This window comes from Oceanobacillus kapialis (assembly GCF_044790185.1).
Taxonomy (GTDB): domain Bacteria; phylum Bacillota; class Bacilli; order Bacillales; family Amphibacillaceae; genus Oceanobacillus_B; species Oceanobacillus_B kapialis.
The window spans coordinates 2718043-2736413 of the sequence record NZ_CP085256.1; the positions used below are offsets into that span (position 1 = coordinate 2718043).

Here is an 18371-nt window from a genome sequence, read left to right on the forward strand (position 1 = left end):
CGGTTTTCTATTTAAACGTTCTTGTAGCTGCAACTGCCTTTTCCCAACCAGTATAAAGTTTATCGCGTTTTCCTTCTGTCATAGCTGGTTTAAATGTTTTTTCTACGTTCCATTGTTTTGCAATTTCTTCTTTATCTTTCCAGTATCCAACAGCTAGACCTGCAAGATAAGCTGATCCTAATGCAGTCGTTTCCTGTACAACTGGGCGTTCTACCGGAACATCCAGCATGTCACTTTGGAATTGCATAAGGAAGTCATTTTTCACAGCGCCACCGTCTACACGCAATGTTTTCAGGTCGATCTCAGAATCCTTAATCATCGCATCCAGCACATCCTTCGTTTGGTATGCAAGTGACTCTAATGTCGCACGGACAAAGTGGTCTTTCGTTGTACCACGCGTTAGGCCGAAGATTGCTCCTCTTGCATCACTGTCCCAATACGGTGTACCAAGTCCAACAAACGCTGGTACCATATAGACACCATCTGTTGAGTCTACATTTGTCGCAAGCTGTTCACTTTGTGGTGCGTTTTCAATAATTTTCAACCCATCACGCAGCCATTGAATCGCAGAACCGGCAACAAAGATACTTCCTTCAAGGGCGTATTCTACTTTGCCATCAACGCCCCATGCTAATGTAGTTAGCAAGCCGTGCTCGGATTTAACGCCTTCCTCACCTGTGTTCATGAGCATAAAGCAACCTGTACCATATGTGTTTTTCGCCATACCTTTTTCAAAACACGCTTGCCCGAATAATGCTGCCTGCTGGTCACCAGCAATCCCTGCAATTGGCACTTCATGGCCAAAGAAATGATAAGATGCAGTATGTGCGTACACTTCAGATGATTGCTTCACTTCAGGTAGCATGCTTTTCGGTACTGTTAAAATATCCAGCAATTCGTCGTCCCACTTTAGGTCATAAATGTTGAACATAAGGGTTCTCGATGCATTGGAATAGTCGGTAATATGTGTTTTCCCACCTGAAAGCTTGTAAACAAGCCAGCTGTCGATTGTTCCAAATAACAAGTCGCCATTCTCTGCTTTCTCTCTTGCACCAGCTACATGATCTAAAATCCATTTTACTTTTGTACCAGAGAAATATGGATCAAGCAGCAAGCCCGTTTTTTGATTGAAAAGCTCATTGTGACCAGCTTCTCGAAGCTCTCTACAAATGCCTTCTGTTTGTCTTGATTGCCAAACGATCGCTTGATAGATCGGCTTCCCTGTGTTTTTATTCCAGACAACAGCTGTTTCACGTTGGTTCGTGATCCCGATTCCTGCTATGTCCGTTGGTTCTGCGTCTGCTTTACGAAGCACGTCTGCGATACAAGCAAGCACCGATGTCCAGATTTCATTGGCATCATGCTCTACCCAGCCTGGTTCTGGGAAAAACTGCTGGAATTCCTTTTGTGCAGTTTCCACGATTTCTCCGTCATGATTAAATAAAATGGCTCTTGAACTTGTCGTTCCCTGGTCAATGGATAAAATATACTTTTTGCTCATATAAAATTCCCCCTTAAACGATTTTTTGCTCTACTTTGTTTGCTGTACTTCTTCCTTTTTTCAACTCTGCATTCGCTGCTCCAATAAATAGTACTGCCACAAGTGCACTCATGATCCAGAAAAGCGCATTGAAGTTTCCTAGAAACATAGCATTATAGAATACTGCTCCGTAGACACCACCAAGAATCGGTCCAACTACTGGAATCCAAGAATAGCCCCAGTCAGAACCGCCTTTTCCTGGAATCGGTAGAAGTGCATGCGCGATACGTGGTCCTAAATCCCTTGCAGGGTTGATCGCATAACCTGTTGCACCACCTAGTGACATTCCGATCGCGATAATCAGGGCACCAACAATAATTGGGTTCAACCCTTCTGTGAATTCGTTTGCACCAATGAATAAAAGACCCATTAATAATGCAAAGGTTCCAACCATCTCACTAATGAGATTTGAGAAAGGACTACGGATTGCCGGATCTGTTGCAAAAACGCCTAGTTTTGCACCTTGATCCTCTGTTGCCTTCCAATGTGGTAAGTAATTAAAGAATACAATGGCAGCTCCAATCATCGCACCAATAAGCTGTGCTGTAATGTATAATGGTACATCTGCCCATGGAAATTCACCAATGGAGGCAAATCCAAGCGTTACGGCAGGATTTAAATGGGCTCCGGAGAAATTACCAACAGCGTATACCCCTAGAGCAACGGCAAGACCCCAGCCAATCGTAATAACGACCCAGCCAGCACCTTCTGCTTTTGATTTCTTTAAGACAACGCCTCCAACAACGCCGCCACCAAAAATAATTAGAATCATCGTACCAATGAGTTCTGCTAAAAATTCGGACATGTAGAACACCCCTTTGTGTCTTTTTTATCGTTAATTAAGAACGAAAGAGACCCACACTTTAACAGACATACTCCTCCTAAGGAATAACTATTAAAGTGTGGGTCTCCATATCTCCGCCACATAATTAACTTGTGCTTTCATATTACAGGAAAGTGAAAGCGGTGTCAATCACTTTTTAATAAATTATTCCTAGATTAAAAGATTGCCAGCCTTGTGCTACATACCTTTGCCCCTGTGCTATTGCCTTAAGCAAGCCAAAAGCCTTATTTTCCCCTCCCTCCGTTCTTTCAGGTACAAGCGCTATTAGTTTATGTATCTAGGTATAAATTAATGCTGCGGTTAACAATCGCAAATAACGACATTTATTTCCCGGGAAATGTGGAAGTCCCCGGTTTAGTTAAGTAAAAAACCATCCCTAATTAGGAATGGTTTACAGCTAAGTCTTTATTCTCTATATCTTGTTTATCACGTTTTGCAAGTCGGACAAGAAGATACACAATTGGTGTGTCTACAATCGCCACAATCAGCTTAAATACATACTGTGTAGCGACCATGCCAATTAATACATTGGTTGGAACCAAGCCCCAAAATGCGATCACAATAAAGATGCTTGTATCTACTAGCTGACTTGTCATCGTAGAAAGGTTATTACGAAGCCAAAGTTTACTGTTCCCATGCTTCTTTTTAAGTCGGTGAAATAGGCTAACGTCCAAGTTTTGACTCACTACATAGGATAATAGACTCGCCAGCATTACACGAAAACTTCCACCAAGAATAGTTTCAAATTCTGTTTGGGCGGCGAAGTCTGGTGCTGCAGGTAATTGGATGGCAATATATACAAAAATGAGCACCAATATTTGTGTTAAAAATCCCGCTTGAACAGTTTTTCTAGCAGCATCTTTTCCGTATACTTCGCCAATAACGTCCGTGATAATAAATGTTACGACATAAACAATGACCGCTGCTGGTAGTACAAACTCCCCAATAGCAAAAAGTTTTACTCCTAAAATATTGGAGACTATTAAAAGACCGGCAAATAAAGCATTTAAATATAAATACATGGTTTTCTCTCCTCTTTTGAGAAGAACTTAACTACCCTCTATTATCGATTATCTATTTTTTCAGGATACAGATCATGGTTCATCAATCGCTGTTCAGCCATTTGCTCAAACTTTGTCCCTGGCTTGCCATAATTACAATATGGATCAATGGAAATACCACCGCGTGGGGTGAATTTCCCCCATACTTCTATATATCTTGGATCCATTAATTTAATCAGGTCATTCATGATCACATTGACACTGTCTTCATGAAAGCCCCCATGATTACGAAAACTAAACAAATATAGCTTTAAAGCCTTACTTTCTACCATTTTCACATCCGGAATATAGCTGATATAAAGAGTGGCGAAATCCGGCTGCCCTGTCATGGGGCAAAGGGTCGTGAATTCTGGACAATTAAATTTCACGAAGTAATCCCTGTCCTGGTGATTGTTTTCAAAGACTTCTAGTACATCGGGATTGTAGTCAAAAGCATAGGTTGTACCTTGACTGCCAAGCTGTGTTAAGCCTGATAAATTCTGTTCTTTCATTAGATTACCTCCTTGTTTACATAAAAAAAAGCCATGTACCCTAAGGCACATGGCTATACTCTGCGTCATCTGTCCTTAGTTTTTTATAGAGGGTTTACGCTAAGAACCTCTCGCATTATTCCTGACATATTATATCGATTCGCTCGCACACTGTCAATGCTATTCAGGGCGTGCAGCACTTTCTGCTAGTACCATCGTCCATTCGTGTAGCTTGTAGTCCCTTGCACCCTTTGCGACATAAGGGTCTGCTTTCACTAATTCCTCTGCTTCTTCCAGACTCTCCGCCTGGTAAATAACAAGACCGCCTGCACCGTCTGTAAATCTACCTTTTGCAAAAATTTTCTCCTGTTTTTCCATGTCTTCTAAATAAGTAAGATGGTCTGGGCGATAGGTTTTACTTTTTTCTTCGTCCTTCATTGGTAAAAATGCTGCGTAGTAATTCATGTCCTTCTCCCTTTCTTTTTCTTTTATATCTCCTATTTTGTCGCTTTTTTGCTAGATTGGCAAGTGAATTTAATCTGGTATTAAAACAAGTTTATCGCCCTCATAGGTTGCTAGGTTTGTTGCGTGGTAGGTTCCATTTACCCAATCCTCCAGTTGATCGTCATACCAGTCACTCTTAAAATGTCCGGATTGGCCTGGTCCGACAATATGATGGCCAGTTTGCATGTCTTGAGTATCAATCACGAATCGCCAGGAGGCGCCATGATCTACCATTCCTGTCTCAGGCTCATAGCTGGCTGCCATCGGTGTCACACTGCTCCCTCCCACTTCCATCGGTTTTTCATTATTAAAGAAGAAAGCTAACACAGGATGAATACCTGATAACGGGTGTACAAACTGTACCTGGTGATAATCGCCCCACCGCAGGTCTGCGAGGTCCTCTCCGTAATCTGTTTGGAGCTTGGTTACGGTTTTGTTTAAGGCTGTGGATAATAACTCTTTCAATCCACCACTTTCCTCAATCCATATGGATGGCTCTCCTTTTAATGCGGTTCGTAGCAGTTCATCTGTTGTTTGCCCCTTTGCTGAAAACATATCCATCATTTCTTCTGGAATATCCTTATATAAGGTACTTTCTATTTCTGTCATCCAATGGTGGTAGATAAGTGCTTCAGGACTATCTACTTCATCTTCAAAGTTCCACTTTTGTAATAGCTGGAGGGCTTGGTTTTCTGCCTTTGTAAGCTCATTTTCCTGGAGAGCGTCTGTCAATAATGGTACAAACTCTCTTGCCCGTAAGTTTTGTACGTCCATTTGCAAGGCCATCATATCTTCAGCAGTCAATTCTGTTCTTTCTTCTAATACTTCCGAGATACGCTCATACCGATAGGGCTGGGCCCAAACATTGCTTATATGGTATGGGTAGTCCTCACCGGTAATTTTATTATTGGCTGTAGCAACATAGCCCTTTTCCGGATTTACGACCCGAGGCAGCTCATCAAATGGGATAAAACCTTTCCATTCATTTTCCTCTTCCCACCCAGCTAATGGAAGGAGTGCATCCTCCGCACTTTCATAGATGGGAATATTGCCATTTGCTTTATAGGCAATGGTGCCATCTTTTCCGGCAAACACAAAATTCTGAGCTGGTGCCAGAAACTTCTCCAATCCCTTTTCAAATTGCTCCCAGTTCTCTGCTTGATTGATCGCTAAAATGGCTTCCAGTTCTGTTGTCGCATCCAATGCCGTCCATCTAAGCGAAAGGACCGTATCTTTTCCTGATTCCTCTGCAAATTCGGATACTACTGGACCGTGCCGTGTTTCGATAACTTCATAGTCTATCGTTTTTTCATCCTTTACCTTGATTGGCTCCTCAATTACTTCGGCGTTCTCCCAGCGACCCTCGTATAAGAATTCTGTTTTATTTTCCGGATTACGCTTTTCGACATAAAGCTGCTGGACATCCGGCCCTGTATTGGTAACCCCCCAGGCAATATGTTCGTTATGCCCGAGTATAATACCAGGCACACCAGCAAAAATAACCCCTCCCACATTTACTCCCTCTGTCTCAAGATGCATTTCCAGCCAAATAGACGGGGTGGCTAGCCCTAAGTGTGGGTCATCTGCAAGCAGTGGCATACCGGACGCTGTTTTTTCTCCACTAACTACCCAGTTGTTGCTCCCATTAAAAGTGTGAGGAATGACTGCATTTTCAAAGCTGCTCGCAATGTCTAATTCTCCTTCTCCTATAATGGTTGGCTTATTTTCCGGGTATGCAGGAAAGAGTTCCAATGCTTTTTCCTCTTCGAACGTTTCTAATAAATAGTGGTTAAAGGCCTGTCTTTCCCAATGACCACCTAAATCAAAAGCCATATATTTTCCAATTGTTAACGAATCAACAGGTGTCCACTCCGCTGGTTTAGCACCCATTAAGGTAAATTCAACTGGTAAGCTGTTCGTCTCTGTTGCTTCTTTTATATAGGCATTCACTCCATCCGCAAAGCTTTCTAGTATTTCCTTTGATTCTTCTGTATACAACGCATAAGATTTTTCTGCTGCTCTTCGCAGGCCTAATGTCCGAAAGTATTTATCATTGTCTACTGCAGCCGCTCCAACTATCTCGCTTAACGTCCCAGAAGCCTGCCGGCGTGACATTTCCATTTGAAATAAACGGTGCTGTGCCTGAACGTAACCCTGCGCCATATATAGATCATGCTTGGAGGCTGCAGCTATATGCGGTACTCCTTGTTCATCCGTCGTAACCGAAACCGCTGCTTCTAATCCCGCAAGGCTTATTTCCCCTTCCACTTTGGCAAGTGAACGGTTTATGTATGCGTTTACAAAAATGCCGACTAAAAGAATAATCGTTACTATTATGCCTAAGATAATTAAAATTCGTTTTTTCCAACTTTTCTTTTTTATTTTTTGAACTTCTTCTATACGATGTGCCTCCACCTTGCATCCCCCCATTAACTTTTTTCTCTATGGTATGCTTATTCGCTATAAGTTAGAATAATCCTCCTTTTGGGTGCTTGGTTGATTAGGTGGGGGTGGGGTGCTTGGTTGATTGGATTGCTGGATTGGTTGTTTGCGCAGGGTGCTTGGTTGATTGAACTGCTGGATTGGTTGATTGGGCAGGGTGCTTGGTTGATTTGAGGTTAGTCTAAAAAGTGGACATGTGAAAAGTGGTTTGTTTTATAATGAACTAAATAATAAAAGGACGTGTTCACTTTGGGGAAACAATATGATAAAGAGTACAGGGAATATGTAGTGAAATTAATTGTAGAGGAGGGAAGGAAGATAACAGATGTAGCTTACGAACTTGGCCTGTCGGCTTCCACACTAGGAAAGTGGGTACAAAAACATAGAAAAGAAAAACTACAAAGTAACCAACCCCAAGAGTATATAACGCCATCTGAGTATGAAGCTTTAAAGAAAGCCCACAAAAAGGAGCTTGAAAAGCTCCAAGAGGAAAATGAAATTCTAAAAAAGGCCATGCACATCTTCACGAAAAACCAAGAGTAAAATATCAATTTATTTACGATCACTGTGAGGATTATTCGGTGGTGAAGATGTGCGAGGTACTAGAGGTATCGAAAAGTGGTTATTATAAATGGCTTTGTAGAAGAGAAGCTGATTTAACAGAGAGAGAAAGATATCGAGAAGAAATCAAACAAAAGATTAGCCAATCGTTTCATGAAAGTTTTGGTACCTACGGTAGTCCGAGGGTGCACGCAGATTTAATAGATTGGGGTTATACGGTTTGTCAAAAAACTGTGGCCCGTATGATGAAGGAGATGGGCCTCAGGGCTACTCTAACCGAAAAAATAATCATCACTACAGATTCAAATCATGATCTACCGATCTATCCTAATCTCTTAAACCAGAACTTCACTGTAGACGCTCCTAATAAAGCCTGGGTCACAGATATTACGTATATTTGGACAATAGAGGGTTGGCTTTATTTAGCGTCAGTTATCGACTTATTTTCCAGAAAAATGGTGGGGTGGAGTATGGCACCTAATATGAAAAAGGAATTGCCATTAGCTGCTTTAAAAATGGCCATAGCTACCCGCCAGCCAGGTGAAGGACTCATACACCATTCTGATCGAGGGTCACAATATTGTTCACATGGATATATGGAAGTGTTGAAAGAAAGGAAAATGGAAGTAAGCATGAGTAGAATTGGAAACCCTTATGATAATGCTTGTATAGAGTCTTTTCATGCCACGTTAAAAAAAGAACTTGTATACAGAGTCCGGTTTGAGAAGCGTGCTGAGGCCATAAAAGCCATTAATTACTATATTAGTAATCGTTACAATGAGAAAAGAAGACACTCGACTCTAGGGTACTATTCTCCTAATAACTTTGAACGTCATTACCAAAACAGCATACTGAAAAAAACCTCTTAAACAAACCATTGTGATGAATAAGTACAAAGTGAGGTTTTTACTTTGTATTTATTCATCACGCAGCAAACGAAGTGCGGTAGGATTTTTCTTTAAACAAGCACCATTTTAAAATGTCCATTTTCTTGACAGAAGTCCAAATTGGACTGCTGGATTGGTCGATTGCGCAGATTCCTTGGTTGATTGGACTGCTGGATTGGTTGATTGCGCAGACTCCTTGGTTGATTGGACTGCTGGATTGGTTGTTTGCGAAGGGTGCTTGGTTGATTGGACTGCTGGATTGGTCGATTGCGCAGGCCCCTCGGTTGATTGAACTGCTGGCATGGTCGATTGCGCAGACTCCTTGGTTGATTAAACTGCTGCAATGGTCGATTGCGCAAACTCCTTGGTTGATTGGACTGCTGGATTGGTCGATTGCGCAAACTCCTTGGTTGATATACCACTCTCACACCCTATTCTTACAGATAAAAGACCCTGCAAACTCGCAAGGCCTTTCCAGCTATTCTGATACAGCCACTTTATAGGTACGCAGCCAATAATCGATTTGACATAAATGGGCAATTAACTGCGGTCCTTTCATGAGCTGGCCATACCATGGCTCTTTAAACTCTTTTCCTTCACTCTCCAAAATGGCTTTCACTTTATCCCGGTCCATAAATTCAAATAGACGTGCATCCTCATCGTCTAAAATCTCTTCCATCCATGCTACAACTGCTTTTGTATATTCTGGCTGAAATGTTTTTGGATACGGGCTTTTTTTGCGGTAAAGCACTTCATCTGGCAGAATTCCTTCCATTGCTTTTCGCAGAATTCCCTTCTCTCGGTCCCCTACCATTTTAATATCCCATGGTATGTTCCAGACATACTCAACAAGCTTGTGATCAGCATAGGGAACGCGAACCTCCAGGCTTGCTCCCATGCTCATTCTGTCTTTACGATCAAGCAGCTGTGCCATAAACCAATGCATATTCAAATAAAAGAGCTCTCTTCTTCGCGCATCCTCTTCTGTTTCCCCATCAAGGCGAGGTGTCTCCGCAATCGTTTCCTCATAACGTTTTTCCACATATGTTTTTAGATCCAGCTTTTCCTGCCATTCTGGAAGTAATAGGTCAATACGCGAATCAAGGGAGCGCATCCATGGGAAGCTCGCTTCCTCACTGCTAGGCGGGTTATGGAACCAGGGATACCCACCGAAAATTTCATCTGCACATTCTCCTGATAAACTTACGGTCGTATGCTCCTTTATTTTCCGGCAAAACCATAGCATAGAAGAATCAATATCCGCCATTCCAGGCTGGTCCCGCAAATAGACCGACTCTTTTAAATGGGTAGCGAGCTCTTCCCCACTAATTACCTCATCATGATGATCTGTTTTACTATAGGTAACCATTTTTTGGATCCACGGCTGATCACTTGATGGCTGGAATTTACTAGCGACAAAGTGCTCCTCATTTCCCTCATAATCAATCGAGAAGGTTGTTAGCTGTTGTTGCTTTTCACTAGCAAAGTGTTCCGCAGCAATTGCAGTAATGGCACTAGAATCGAGCCCCCCGGACAAAAAGGTTGATACTGGAACGTCTGCCACAAGCTGCCTTTGTACTGCATCGACAAAAAGTTCTCTTACCTTTGCTGCGGTTTCTTCCAATGTATCAGTATGCGGTTTGCTTGCTACATTCCAATATCGCCAAACCTTTAGGCCACTTTTGGAAAAAGTTAAAGAATGCCCTGCACGCAGCTCCTTACAATCTTTAAAGAGTCCGTGCCCTGGCGTTCGTGATGGCCCAAGACCAAACACCTCTGCAAGTCCTGTATGGTCCACCTCAGGCTTTACATCCTTATGGGCCAAAATTGCCTTTAATTCAGAACCAAAAATGAACTGCCCTTCTGCTTCATAGTAAAAAAGCGGTTTTACGCCCAGTCGATCCCTGCTCATGAAGAGATGATTTTTCTCCTCATCCCATACTCCAAAAGCGTAGATACCGTTTAGACGTTCCACACAATTTTCCCGCCATGCTATATATGCTGTAAGCAAGACTTCTGTATCCGATGTCGTTTGAAAACGAAAGCCTTCTTTCATAAGGTCATTACGTAATTCTTCTGTATTATATAGTTCACCATTATAAACAATGGTAAATTGATAACCATTAAATTTTCTTGTCATTGGCTGTACGCCGCCAGCTAAGTCCACGACAGCCAAACGTTTATGTCCAAAAGCGGCATGCGGATGAAACCAGAATTGTGTATCATCAGGTCCTCTAAGTGACAAGGTATTTGTCATATTTTTTATGTTTGATCTTTCTGAGCGTACAAATGTATGCCAATCCACATAGCCGGCAATTCCGCACATAATGTGTCATCCTTTCCTGTTGCAAAAGTCGTTACAGACCATTGTATGCGGAATGCTGAAAAAGTATGATTATAGCTTAGGTTACCAAAATAGAAAGTAATATTTAGAGGAAAAATGCAAAAAAGAAGACCCTCGAAAGGATCTTCTTTTTAATATGCTTACTCAGCAGTTTGTGCTTCCTCAGAATTAACACTAATTTCATGATATCTTGGAGCCCAATCTAACGCAATAGAGTAATTTTGTACACGATTATTAACTGGTACTAAAACTGAACGGTACAGCGTAGGGAATACTGGTACTTCTTCAACCATGAATTGTTGCCATTCGTTGTAAACTTCTTTACGGTGCTCAATATCAAATGATTCCTCTGAAAGTCCTTCTTCGATGAACTTATCATTTTCTTCACTTGCATAACGAGAGAAGTTAAAGAGAGCGTCACGGCCATATAAACCATCAGGGCTTATGTCGTTACCAACTGTCCAAGCTCCTTGGTAAATATCTACTTCAGGATCATCATCACCATTTTGGCCAACGCGATCATAGAAAGTATTGAACTCTTGTAAACGACCATCTAGAAGTTGAACGTTTAGGCCAACAGTTTCCCAAGACTGGATGTAGTAGTTAGCTAATGGCTCAGCAGTGTCTCCACCAGACATAGAAGCAAAGTTAATTACCAACTCTTCTCCATCTGGAGTTTCACGGAAACCATCATCATTAACATCCTCATATCCAGCATCATCAAGAATTTGATTTGCCTTTTCAGGATCGTACTCTAGACCAGGGTTTTCAGTATCATGGAATTCAGGGTGTGACGGTGGAATTAAAGTTGTTGCATTCCAACGCAACCCGTTATAGAATTTTTCACCAACCGCATTATTATCTACTGCATGCCACATTGCTTTACGTAGGTTTACATCAGCCATTTTCTTGCTGTCATCTGGCTTAACTTCTTTTGCTTCCTTATCCCATGTACCAAGTTTGAATCCAATATACGTATATGCTTTATCTGTAGTTCCTAGGAATTCAACATTAGACATATCAGCATTATCAGGATATTGATCTACAGGGAAGCTATCTACTGTATCTACTTCACCTGTTTCAAGTGCCTGAACAACAGTACTTGGATTAATAACTTTTACAGTTACTTTGTCTAGTTTTGGTTCACCTTTATAATAGTCTTCATTTTTCACCATAGTTACAGACTCACCAGGTACAATGCTTTCAACTTTAAAAGGTCCCATACCAATTGGGTTTTCACGAACTTCTGGAGAATCAATCATATCAGCTACCGGAATATCTTTAAAGATATGCTTAGGTAGTGCATATGCCCAGATACTTCCTGTTAGTAAAGATGGTGTTGCTTTTTTATATGTTATTTTTAATGTTTTCTCATCTACGACCTCGATACCAGAAATACTGTCAGCTTCCCCATTGTGGTATTCTTCCATACCCTCAATGTTAGTAAAGTCTTCTCCGTAACGTACACCTGGGTACTCAGGGTCACCAATTACTTCATGAGCGAAAGCCCAGTCCTCTGCAGTAACAGGTTCTCCGTCATGCCAGTTTACATTGTCACCGATAGTAAAAGTGAAAACTCTTCCATCGTCACTAGTTTTGTAGGTTGCTGCTCCATCGTTTGTATAGATGTAGTTTTCATCCCATGAAAGTAATGGCTCATCGAACCATGCAATAATTTCTGCATCTGGAGCTCCAGAATAGAAATTATAGTTCAACGTTCCTTCAAAAGCGGTGTCAGTCACAATACCATAGTTAAGTTCCCCGCCTTCGATTGCTTCCCCTTCATTTGTTTTCTCTGTGCTAAAGTCATCTATTGAGTATAGCCCATCTTCTGACTTTTCAGACCCACTTCCTTCACCACTACCTTCTGATCCAGAGCCTTCACTCTCTTCAGAACCACCGTTACATGCGGCAAGCGCAAGTAACAAAACAAGCATAAGTGCAAATAGCGCTTTACTCCAACTTGCTTTTGTCATCCTAATAACCTCCCTTTTTTTGCCTTTCTTTTTGCGTAACAGACCGTTAGAATAAATCGGACTGCTACAATATATACTCAACATTTTTACGTTTAGTCGTAAAAATGCTAGGTAACGATGTTTGGATGTTACCTGAAGGGGGAAATTATTAATGGTTTACCCTCTTCTTTGTCTTGCATCGGTAGCACGCTTGAGCGCTTGCCCAACGTTATTAACACTTAACATTAATACTAAAATCAGAATTGCTGCAGGTACCCAGATCCACCATCTAAATTCAAGTGTCTGTGGGTTTGTTGCATAACTCAATAATGTACCTAAACTAGGTGTTGATTCAGGAAAACCAAATCCTAAGAAGGAAAGCCCTGATTCAAGCCCAATATTTGCAGCAAGGTTAAGTGTCATTGTTACGATAATAAGAGAACTTAAATTCGGTAACACTTGTGTCATCATAATTTTAAAATTTGAGGAACCAAGTGTTTTAGAAGCTTGTGCATAATCCAACTCTTTTTCTTGTAATGCCTTTGACCGTATGAGTCTGGCTATCCCCATCCAGAGAAAGGCTGTCATAATTAAGGAAAATGACATAACTCCATATTTAGGAACAATTGCAACGAAAACAATTGCAATCATCATAAATGGTAGTACAAGGAAAAAATCAACAATACGCATCATAATATTATCTACTGTTCCACCAAAGTAACCAGATACAAGCCCATAAACTACTCCAATGACACCTGTCATTAGGGTAACTAAAATCCCAATGGATAATGAGTTACGTGTACCAATAATTAACTGACCGAATATATCTCTACCACCATAATCTGTACCAAGAATGAACTCATCATTTGGTGCTTGATGGATAGCAAATAAATCTACTGTTACGATTTCCTCTTGATCAAGGAATAGGGATACTCCATATACTGTTGCGGATATTAACACTAGTATAATCAAAGAAATTAAAGCGATTTTGTCTCGAACAATTTCACGCCATATGATACTGAAACCAGAAGGACTTTTGGTCACTGGTTGCGAAGCACCATCGGTTTTCACTACTTTTGATTCCATTTTTTTCACCTCAGAGTCAATCGATTTCTATTTAATACGGATTCGCGGATCAACAAGACTTAATATGATGTCGGAAATCAATGCACCTAGAATAGAAGCTATTCCAAACAATAAAACAACAGATGTCACGACGGTATAGTCACGTTGTGTGATGGATTGAAGAAATAATTGCCCCATCCCCGGATATCCAAAAATATTTTCTATAAAAACTGTTCCACCGATTAATCCGGTTATTTCAAAACCGAAGAATGCTGCAATCGGTAAAAGCGAGTTTCGTAAAATATGTCGATTATAAACTCTGGATTCAGAGGCACCTTTTGCTCTTGCTGTGATAATAAAATCTTTCTGCTTGGTGTCAATAATTTCACTTCTTAAGTATTGTACGGTGTTAACCACTGTAATTAATGCCATGGAGATGGATGGTAATAACAAATGCGTAATCTTACTTATAACATAGTCGAAGGTACCAGGTACTGAACCGGGGGCGACACTTCCACTTGTTGGGAACCATCCGAGCTGATACCCAAACACCCATAACATGACGAGTGCAAAAATAAATAATGGTGTTGCAAACCCTACATAAGTATAACTGGTAATTAGTTGATCAGCCCATGTATCATTGTAACGTCCACTAGTTATACCAAGTGGGATTGCAATAAGATACGTAATAATTAACGTTGCTACAGATAACCAAAATGTGTTTACTAGACGCTGTCCAATTAGCTCTGAAACTGGCATTTTAAATACGAATGATTGGCCAAGATCTCCTTGTAAAGCACCACCAACCCAATCCGCGTACTGTTCGTACCAAGGATTATTCAACCCAAGTTTCTCCCTTTGCTCCTCAATAGCAGCAGGGTCAATATTTGGATCAATCAAGCCAGATAATGCATCACCAGGCATCATTTGGGCCATTAAGAATATTAATACACTTAAAAGAAGAATTTGAGGCAATGTTATAAAAAGTCGTCTAACTATGAATTTCCACATGTTCTATTCAACCTTTCTCCGGCAAAGCTACTAAATGTGTATCGGATACAGATTGTAAACCGTAAGCCAAGCCCTCGTTATCAAAATAGTCGTTATAGGATTGCTCATATTCCGTTTGTACTTCTTGTCTAAATTGCTTCTTCTCAGCCCGTTTTCTCGGGTCAATGTCTGGAATTGCAGCAACCAATCGTTTGGTGTAGATATGCTGTGGATTGTTAAAAATATCATGCTTTGTGCCTGATTCAACGTAACGGCCTTTGTACATAATGCCAATTTCATCACACATATGTTTTACAATCCCAAGGTCATGACTAATAAAAAGATAGGTTAAATTTAAATCCTTCTGGATGTCCTGCATAAAGTTCAGTACCTGTGCTTGTACGGAAACATCTAGTGCAGAAACAGGTTCGTCAGCAATAATTAATTTGGGCTTTAGAGCAATCGCTCTTGCTACGCCAATCCGCTGTCGTTGCCCACCAGAGAATTCATGTGGATATTTCAAAATACTTTCAGGACTTAGTCCGACTTGCTCTAACAGTTCGTGTACACGGTCTTTCTCTTCTTTTCTAGAGAGCTTTTCATAATTGCGGAGTGGCTCTGCAATGATGTCCAGTACACGTTTTTTAGGGTTTAAGGAAGAGTATGGATCCTGGAAGATCATTTGGATATCTCTACTAGGGTCTATAGCCTTTCCTTTCTTATTTAATTCTTCACCTTCATAAGTGATCGTGCCCTCGGTAATATCATTTAAACCAACAATGGCTCTACCCGTTGTTGTTTTCCCTGATCCAGACTCACCTACCAGGCCATAAGTTTTACCTTGCTCAATTTCAAAGGACACACCATCAACGGCTTTAATTGCGCCAATTTTACGGTTAAACAATCCCCCACGAATAGGGAAATGTACTTTTAAATCTTCAACCTTAAGAAACGCCATTTACTTGTTCCTCCTTGCTCTCATCTGGGAAGTAAAAATGATTGTGACATGTACAGCGAACAAAGTGACCTGGCGATATTTCATGTAATTCCGGGCTTTCTTCATGGGCTGATTCATCAATCCAAGGAATACGAGCTGCAAACCTACAACCTTTACGTGGAAGGTTCTGCAAAGATGGAACAATACCTTGAATAACATGTAGCTTATCCTGAGATTCATCCTCAGATGGCATAGAATTTAACAATGACCTTGTGTACGGGTGCTGTGGGCTTTCAAACAACGTCTCCACATTCGCGATTTCTACAATCTGACCTGCGTACATAACAGCAACTCTGTCTGCCATCTCCGCAACAACTCCAAGGTCATGTGTAATCAGAATAATCCCTGCATTCATGTCCTCTTTCAAGTCACGGATCAAATCAAGAATCTGTGCCTGAATGGTAACATCAAGTGCTGTTGTCGGCTCATCCGCGATTAACAGTTCTGGCTGGTTTGCAATCGCTGTTGCAATAATAATCCGCTGACGCATTCCACCGGAAAGCTCGTGTGGAAATTGTTCGTACGTATGTTCCGGACGAGGGATACCTACCTTATTGAGTAAATCAATTACCTTTTCTCTACGCTGTTTTGTTGACATATCTTTCTTATGCAGAAGAATCGTCTCAGCAATCTGATCTCCAACAGGCATCAATGGGTTTAGTGCAGTAAGTGGATCCTGGAAAATCATGGCCATATCATCACCACGTAATTTATTTAGCTTGGCAGGTGAAATATTCGCAATATCTTGTCCTTTGAAGTGAATATTCCCTTCAATCTTCGCGCGGTTATGCAAGCCCATTACGGAAAATGCAAGAGCACTTTTACCAGATCCTGACTCACCTACGATCCCTAGTACCTCATTCCTGTTCAGTGTTAAAGACACATCATCCACTGCTGCATAATAGTCATCTTTTATTCTAAATGATGTTTTTAGGTTTTTAATTTCTAACAATTCTTTACTCAAATTAATCCCCCTACAAATATTTCTTAGTTTTATATATGGCTGGATCACCAAAGATTCGTGCTAATTTTAGTTATCGAATGAACGTTCTGAATATTTTCGGTATAAAAAATGCGTTTTCTATATTTCCATTTCCGTCGTTTTTTCAATTCTTCTGAAAATTTAAGTCGTTTTGTTTGTATAATCGACGTCTTGTTATCCCATATGGTCACTCACTTTTTGAAGCTGCTATTTTCTATACCTAGGAAAATATGTGTAAGAAATAAATTCTTAATAAAATCTTAATAGATTATATGTGATTATAAGTGAATATTTTCAAAAAAGCAATAGCTTGTCACATAATTTCTAGGTATAAATTTCTATTTTTTGCCGAATTCTGTCGTTTGTAAGGACTTTTATCTAGGTAGTACAACATGATAGTTTGGTAGAAACACCACTTGTGGCGTCGTTTTTTGTAGAATTATTTCTACTATTTTTCTTCCTATTTAATATTTTTTAACTAGATTAAATTTTTTTGTAAAATTTTAATCATCATGAAATAATAAACGTATAAATCCGAGTAAAACAATAAGATTTTTTAATAGGAGGTTTAAAGATGAACTTAATGACACTTCAATCAAAAGAGGAACGCCAGGACGCTTTAATAGAACTTATTCAACCATTTAAGGAAAGGGCAGCTAAGCATGACGAGGAAGCAAGTTTTCCGTTTGAAAATTTTCAAGAGTTGAAGGATGCCCGGTATACGGCACTGACTGTTCCGAAAAAATATGGCGGGGCGGGTATTTCCTTATCTGAACTCCTTTCCTTGCAACAGCTTATTGCCGAAGCTGATGGTTCTACTGCTCTTGCAGTTGGGTGGCATATGGGCATTACGAAGCATCTTGGTGAGAATAATCTATGGGATGAGGCGAAATACCGTCGCTTTGCTGAGGATGTTATAAACACAGGCGCCCTCATTAACAATGCAGCATCAGAGCCTGCAACAGGCAGCCCAACACGTGGTGGCAAACCAGAAACAACTGCAACGAAAAAGGAGGATGGCTGGGTATTAAATGGGCGCAAAACCTTTACGACACTTGCTCCTGTCCTGGATTATATTGTCGTTAGTGCTTCCATTGAAAAAGAGGACCGCGTAGGAAATTTTCTCGTGAGACGTGATCTGCCCGGTGTTCGAGTTAAGGAAACATGGGACTCAATTGCAATGAGAGGTACTGGCAGTCATGATTTAATTTTAGAGAATGTACCTATTAAAAAGGATGATTTGGTAGAAGATCTGACACCCGGTAAAAAATCTGCTGCTGGCTGGTTGCTCCATATACCGGCCTGCTACTTAGGTATTGCCCGCGCTGCGCAGCGGCATGCTGTTGAATTTGCCTCTAATTATTCTCCAAACAGTATGGAAGGTACTATCTCCGAACTTCCAAATATTAAACAAAAGCTTGGAGATATCGAACTAGCGTTAATGGAAAGCACATACTTTTTACAAGCGGTCGCAAACGAGTGGGATGCTTCTGACGAGGAAGCTCGTAATCGTATGAAGCCAACACTTGGAGCCGTTAAACTGTCAGTTGTGAACAAAGCAGTCGAAGCAGTTGACCTGGCAATGCGTGTTGCTGGAGCCCGTAGCCTTTCCAGGCAGAACCCGCTCCAACGTTATTATCGTGATGTCAGAGCAGGACTTCATAACCCACCAATGGATGATATGACAATCATGCAATTGGCTGATAAAAGTTTGAGAGAGATGAAATAA

At 40.8% G+C, this 18371-nt stretch carries 17 protein-coding genes and 1 riboswitch; of the genes, 5 read left to right on the top strand and 12 right to left on the bottom strand.

From position 1 onward, the window contains the following. Window positions 1-7: 7 nt before the first annotated feature. The 6 genes from glpK to LG273_RS14175 all read right to left on the bottom strand — a co-directional run bounded on the left by glpK (window position 8) and on the right by LG273_RS14175 (window position 6834). A complete protein-coding gene (gene glpK / locus LG273_RS14150) occupies window positions 8-1501 on the bottom strand; it encodes a glycerol kinase GlpK (RefSeq protein WP_404454624.1) in 1494 nt (497 codons plus the stop codon). A 13-nt stretch (window positions 1502-1514) separates the two neighbouring features. Then, entirely contained in the window at window positions 1515-2345 is an 831-nt protein-coding gene (locus LG273_RS14155) for an MIP/aquaporin family protein (RefSeq protein WP_379562640.1), read from the bottom strand. Window positions 2346-2764: 419 nt separating this feature from the next. Continuing rightward, window positions 2765-3406 (bottom strand): queuosine precursor transporter, encoded by a 642-nt coding sequence (locus LG273_RS14160; protein WP_379562641.1) that lies wholly within the window; start codon window positions 3404-3406, stop codon window positions 2765-2767. Between the two features lie 41 nt (window positions 3407-3447). Further along, complete coding sequence (queF, locus tag LG273_RS14165) at window positions 3448-3936, bottom strand: preQ(1) synthase (RefSeq protein ID WP_379562642.1); 489 nt, start codon at window positions 3934-3936, stop codon at window positions 3448-3450. Window positions 3937-4005: 69 nt separating this feature from the next. Next, window positions 4006-4052: riboswitch (PreQ1 riboswitch) on the bottom strand. A gap of 43 nt (window positions 4053-4095) precedes the next feature. Then, on the bottom strand, window positions 4096-4380 hold the full coding sequence (locus LG273_RS14170) for a YciI family protein (protein ID WP_379562643.1): 285 nt from the start codon (window positions 4378-4380) through the stop codon (window positions 4096-4098). A gap of 69 nt (window positions 4381-4449) precedes the next feature. After that, on the bottom strand, window positions 4450-6834 hold the full coding sequence (locus LG273_RS14175; protein ID WP_379562644.1) for a penicillin acylase family protein: 2385 nt from the start codon (window positions 6832-6834) through the stop codon (window positions 4450-4452). Window positions 6835-6903: 69 nt separating this feature from the next. On the opposite strand from LG273_RS14175, the gene LG273_RS14180 reads away from it, so the two are divergent. The 4 genes from LG273_RS14180 (at window position 6904) to LG273_RS14195 (ending at window position 8812) form a co-directional block, all read left to right on the top strand. Next, entirely contained in the window at window positions 6904-7035 is a 132-nt protein-coding gene (locus tag LG273_RS14180; protein WP_404454630.1) for a hypothetical protein, read from the top strand. Window positions 7036-7101: 66 nt separating this feature from the next. Beyond that, complete coding sequence (locus LG273_RS14185; protein WP_379561701.1) at window positions 7102-7404, top strand: transposase; 303 nt, start codon at window positions 7102-7104, stop codon at window positions 7402-7404. Between the two features lie 11 nt (window positions 7405-7415). Then, window positions 7416-8291: an IS3 family transposase gene (locus LG273_RS14190; RefSeq protein ID WP_404459555.1), complete on the top strand. Its 876-nt coding sequence runs from the start codon at window positions 7416-7418 to the stop codon at window positions 8289-8291. A gap of 110 nt (window positions 8292-8401) precedes the next feature. Beyond that, window positions 8402-8812, top strand: coding sequence for a hypothetical protein (locus LG273_RS14195; protein WP_404454633.1), 411 nt, complete (start codon window positions 8402-8404; stop codon window positions 8810-8812). Here the strand turns inward: LG273_RS14195 and asnB are convergent. The 6 genes from asnB to LG273_RS14225 all read right to left on the bottom strand — a co-directional run bounded on the left by asnB (window position 8788) and on the right by LG273_RS14225 (window position 16624). Further along, complete coding sequence (asnB, locus tag LG273_RS14200; protein ID WP_404454635.1) at window positions 8788-10635, bottom strand: asparagine synthase (glutamine-hydrolyzing); 1848 nt, start codon at window positions 10633-10635, stop codon at window positions 8788-8790. The two genes, LG273_RS14195 and asnB, sit on opposite strands and share 25 nt — an antisense overlap. 158 nt (window positions 10636-10793) lie before the next feature. Continuing rightward, window positions 10794-12629: an oligopeptide ABC transporter substrate-binding protein gene (gene opp4A / locus LG273_RS14205; protein ID WP_404454638.1), complete on the bottom strand. Its 1836-nt coding sequence runs from the start codon at window positions 12627-12629 to the stop codon at window positions 10794-10796. Window positions 12630-12785: 156 nt separating this feature from the next. Further along, a complete protein-coding gene (locus tag LG273_RS14210; RefSeq protein ID WP_404454641.1) occupies window positions 12786-13694 on the bottom strand; it encodes an ABC transporter permease in 909 nt (302 codons plus the stop codon). Between the two features lie 27 nt (window positions 13695-13721). Then, complete coding sequence (gene opp4B, locus LG273_RS14215; RefSeq protein ID WP_404454644.1) at window positions 13722-14684, bottom strand: oligopeptide ABC transporter permease; 963 nt, start codon at window positions 14682-14684, stop codon at window positions 13722-13724. Between the two features lie 7 nt (window positions 14685-14691). Then, complete coding sequence (locus tag LG273_RS14220; RefSeq protein ID WP_404454647.1) at window positions 14692-15621, bottom strand: ABC transporter ATP-binding protein; 930 nt, start codon at window positions 15619-15621, stop codon at window positions 14692-14694. Then, window positions 15608-16624, bottom strand: coding sequence for an ABC transporter ATP-binding protein (locus LG273_RS14225; RefSeq protein ID WP_404454650.1), 1017 nt, complete (start codon window positions 16622-16624; stop codon window positions 15608-15610). Before LG273_RS14225 ends, LG273_RS14220 begins: the two co-directional genes overlap by 14 nt. Window positions 16625-17216: 592 nt before the next feature. Here LG273_RS14225 and LG273_RS14230 point away from each other — a divergent pair. Next, window positions 17217-18371 carry an acyl-CoA dehydrogenase family protein gene (locus LG273_RS14230; protein WP_404454653.1) on the top strand — a complete coding sequence of 385 codons (1155 nt, stop codon included), beginning with the start codon at window positions 17217-17219 and terminating at the stop codon, window positions 18369-18371.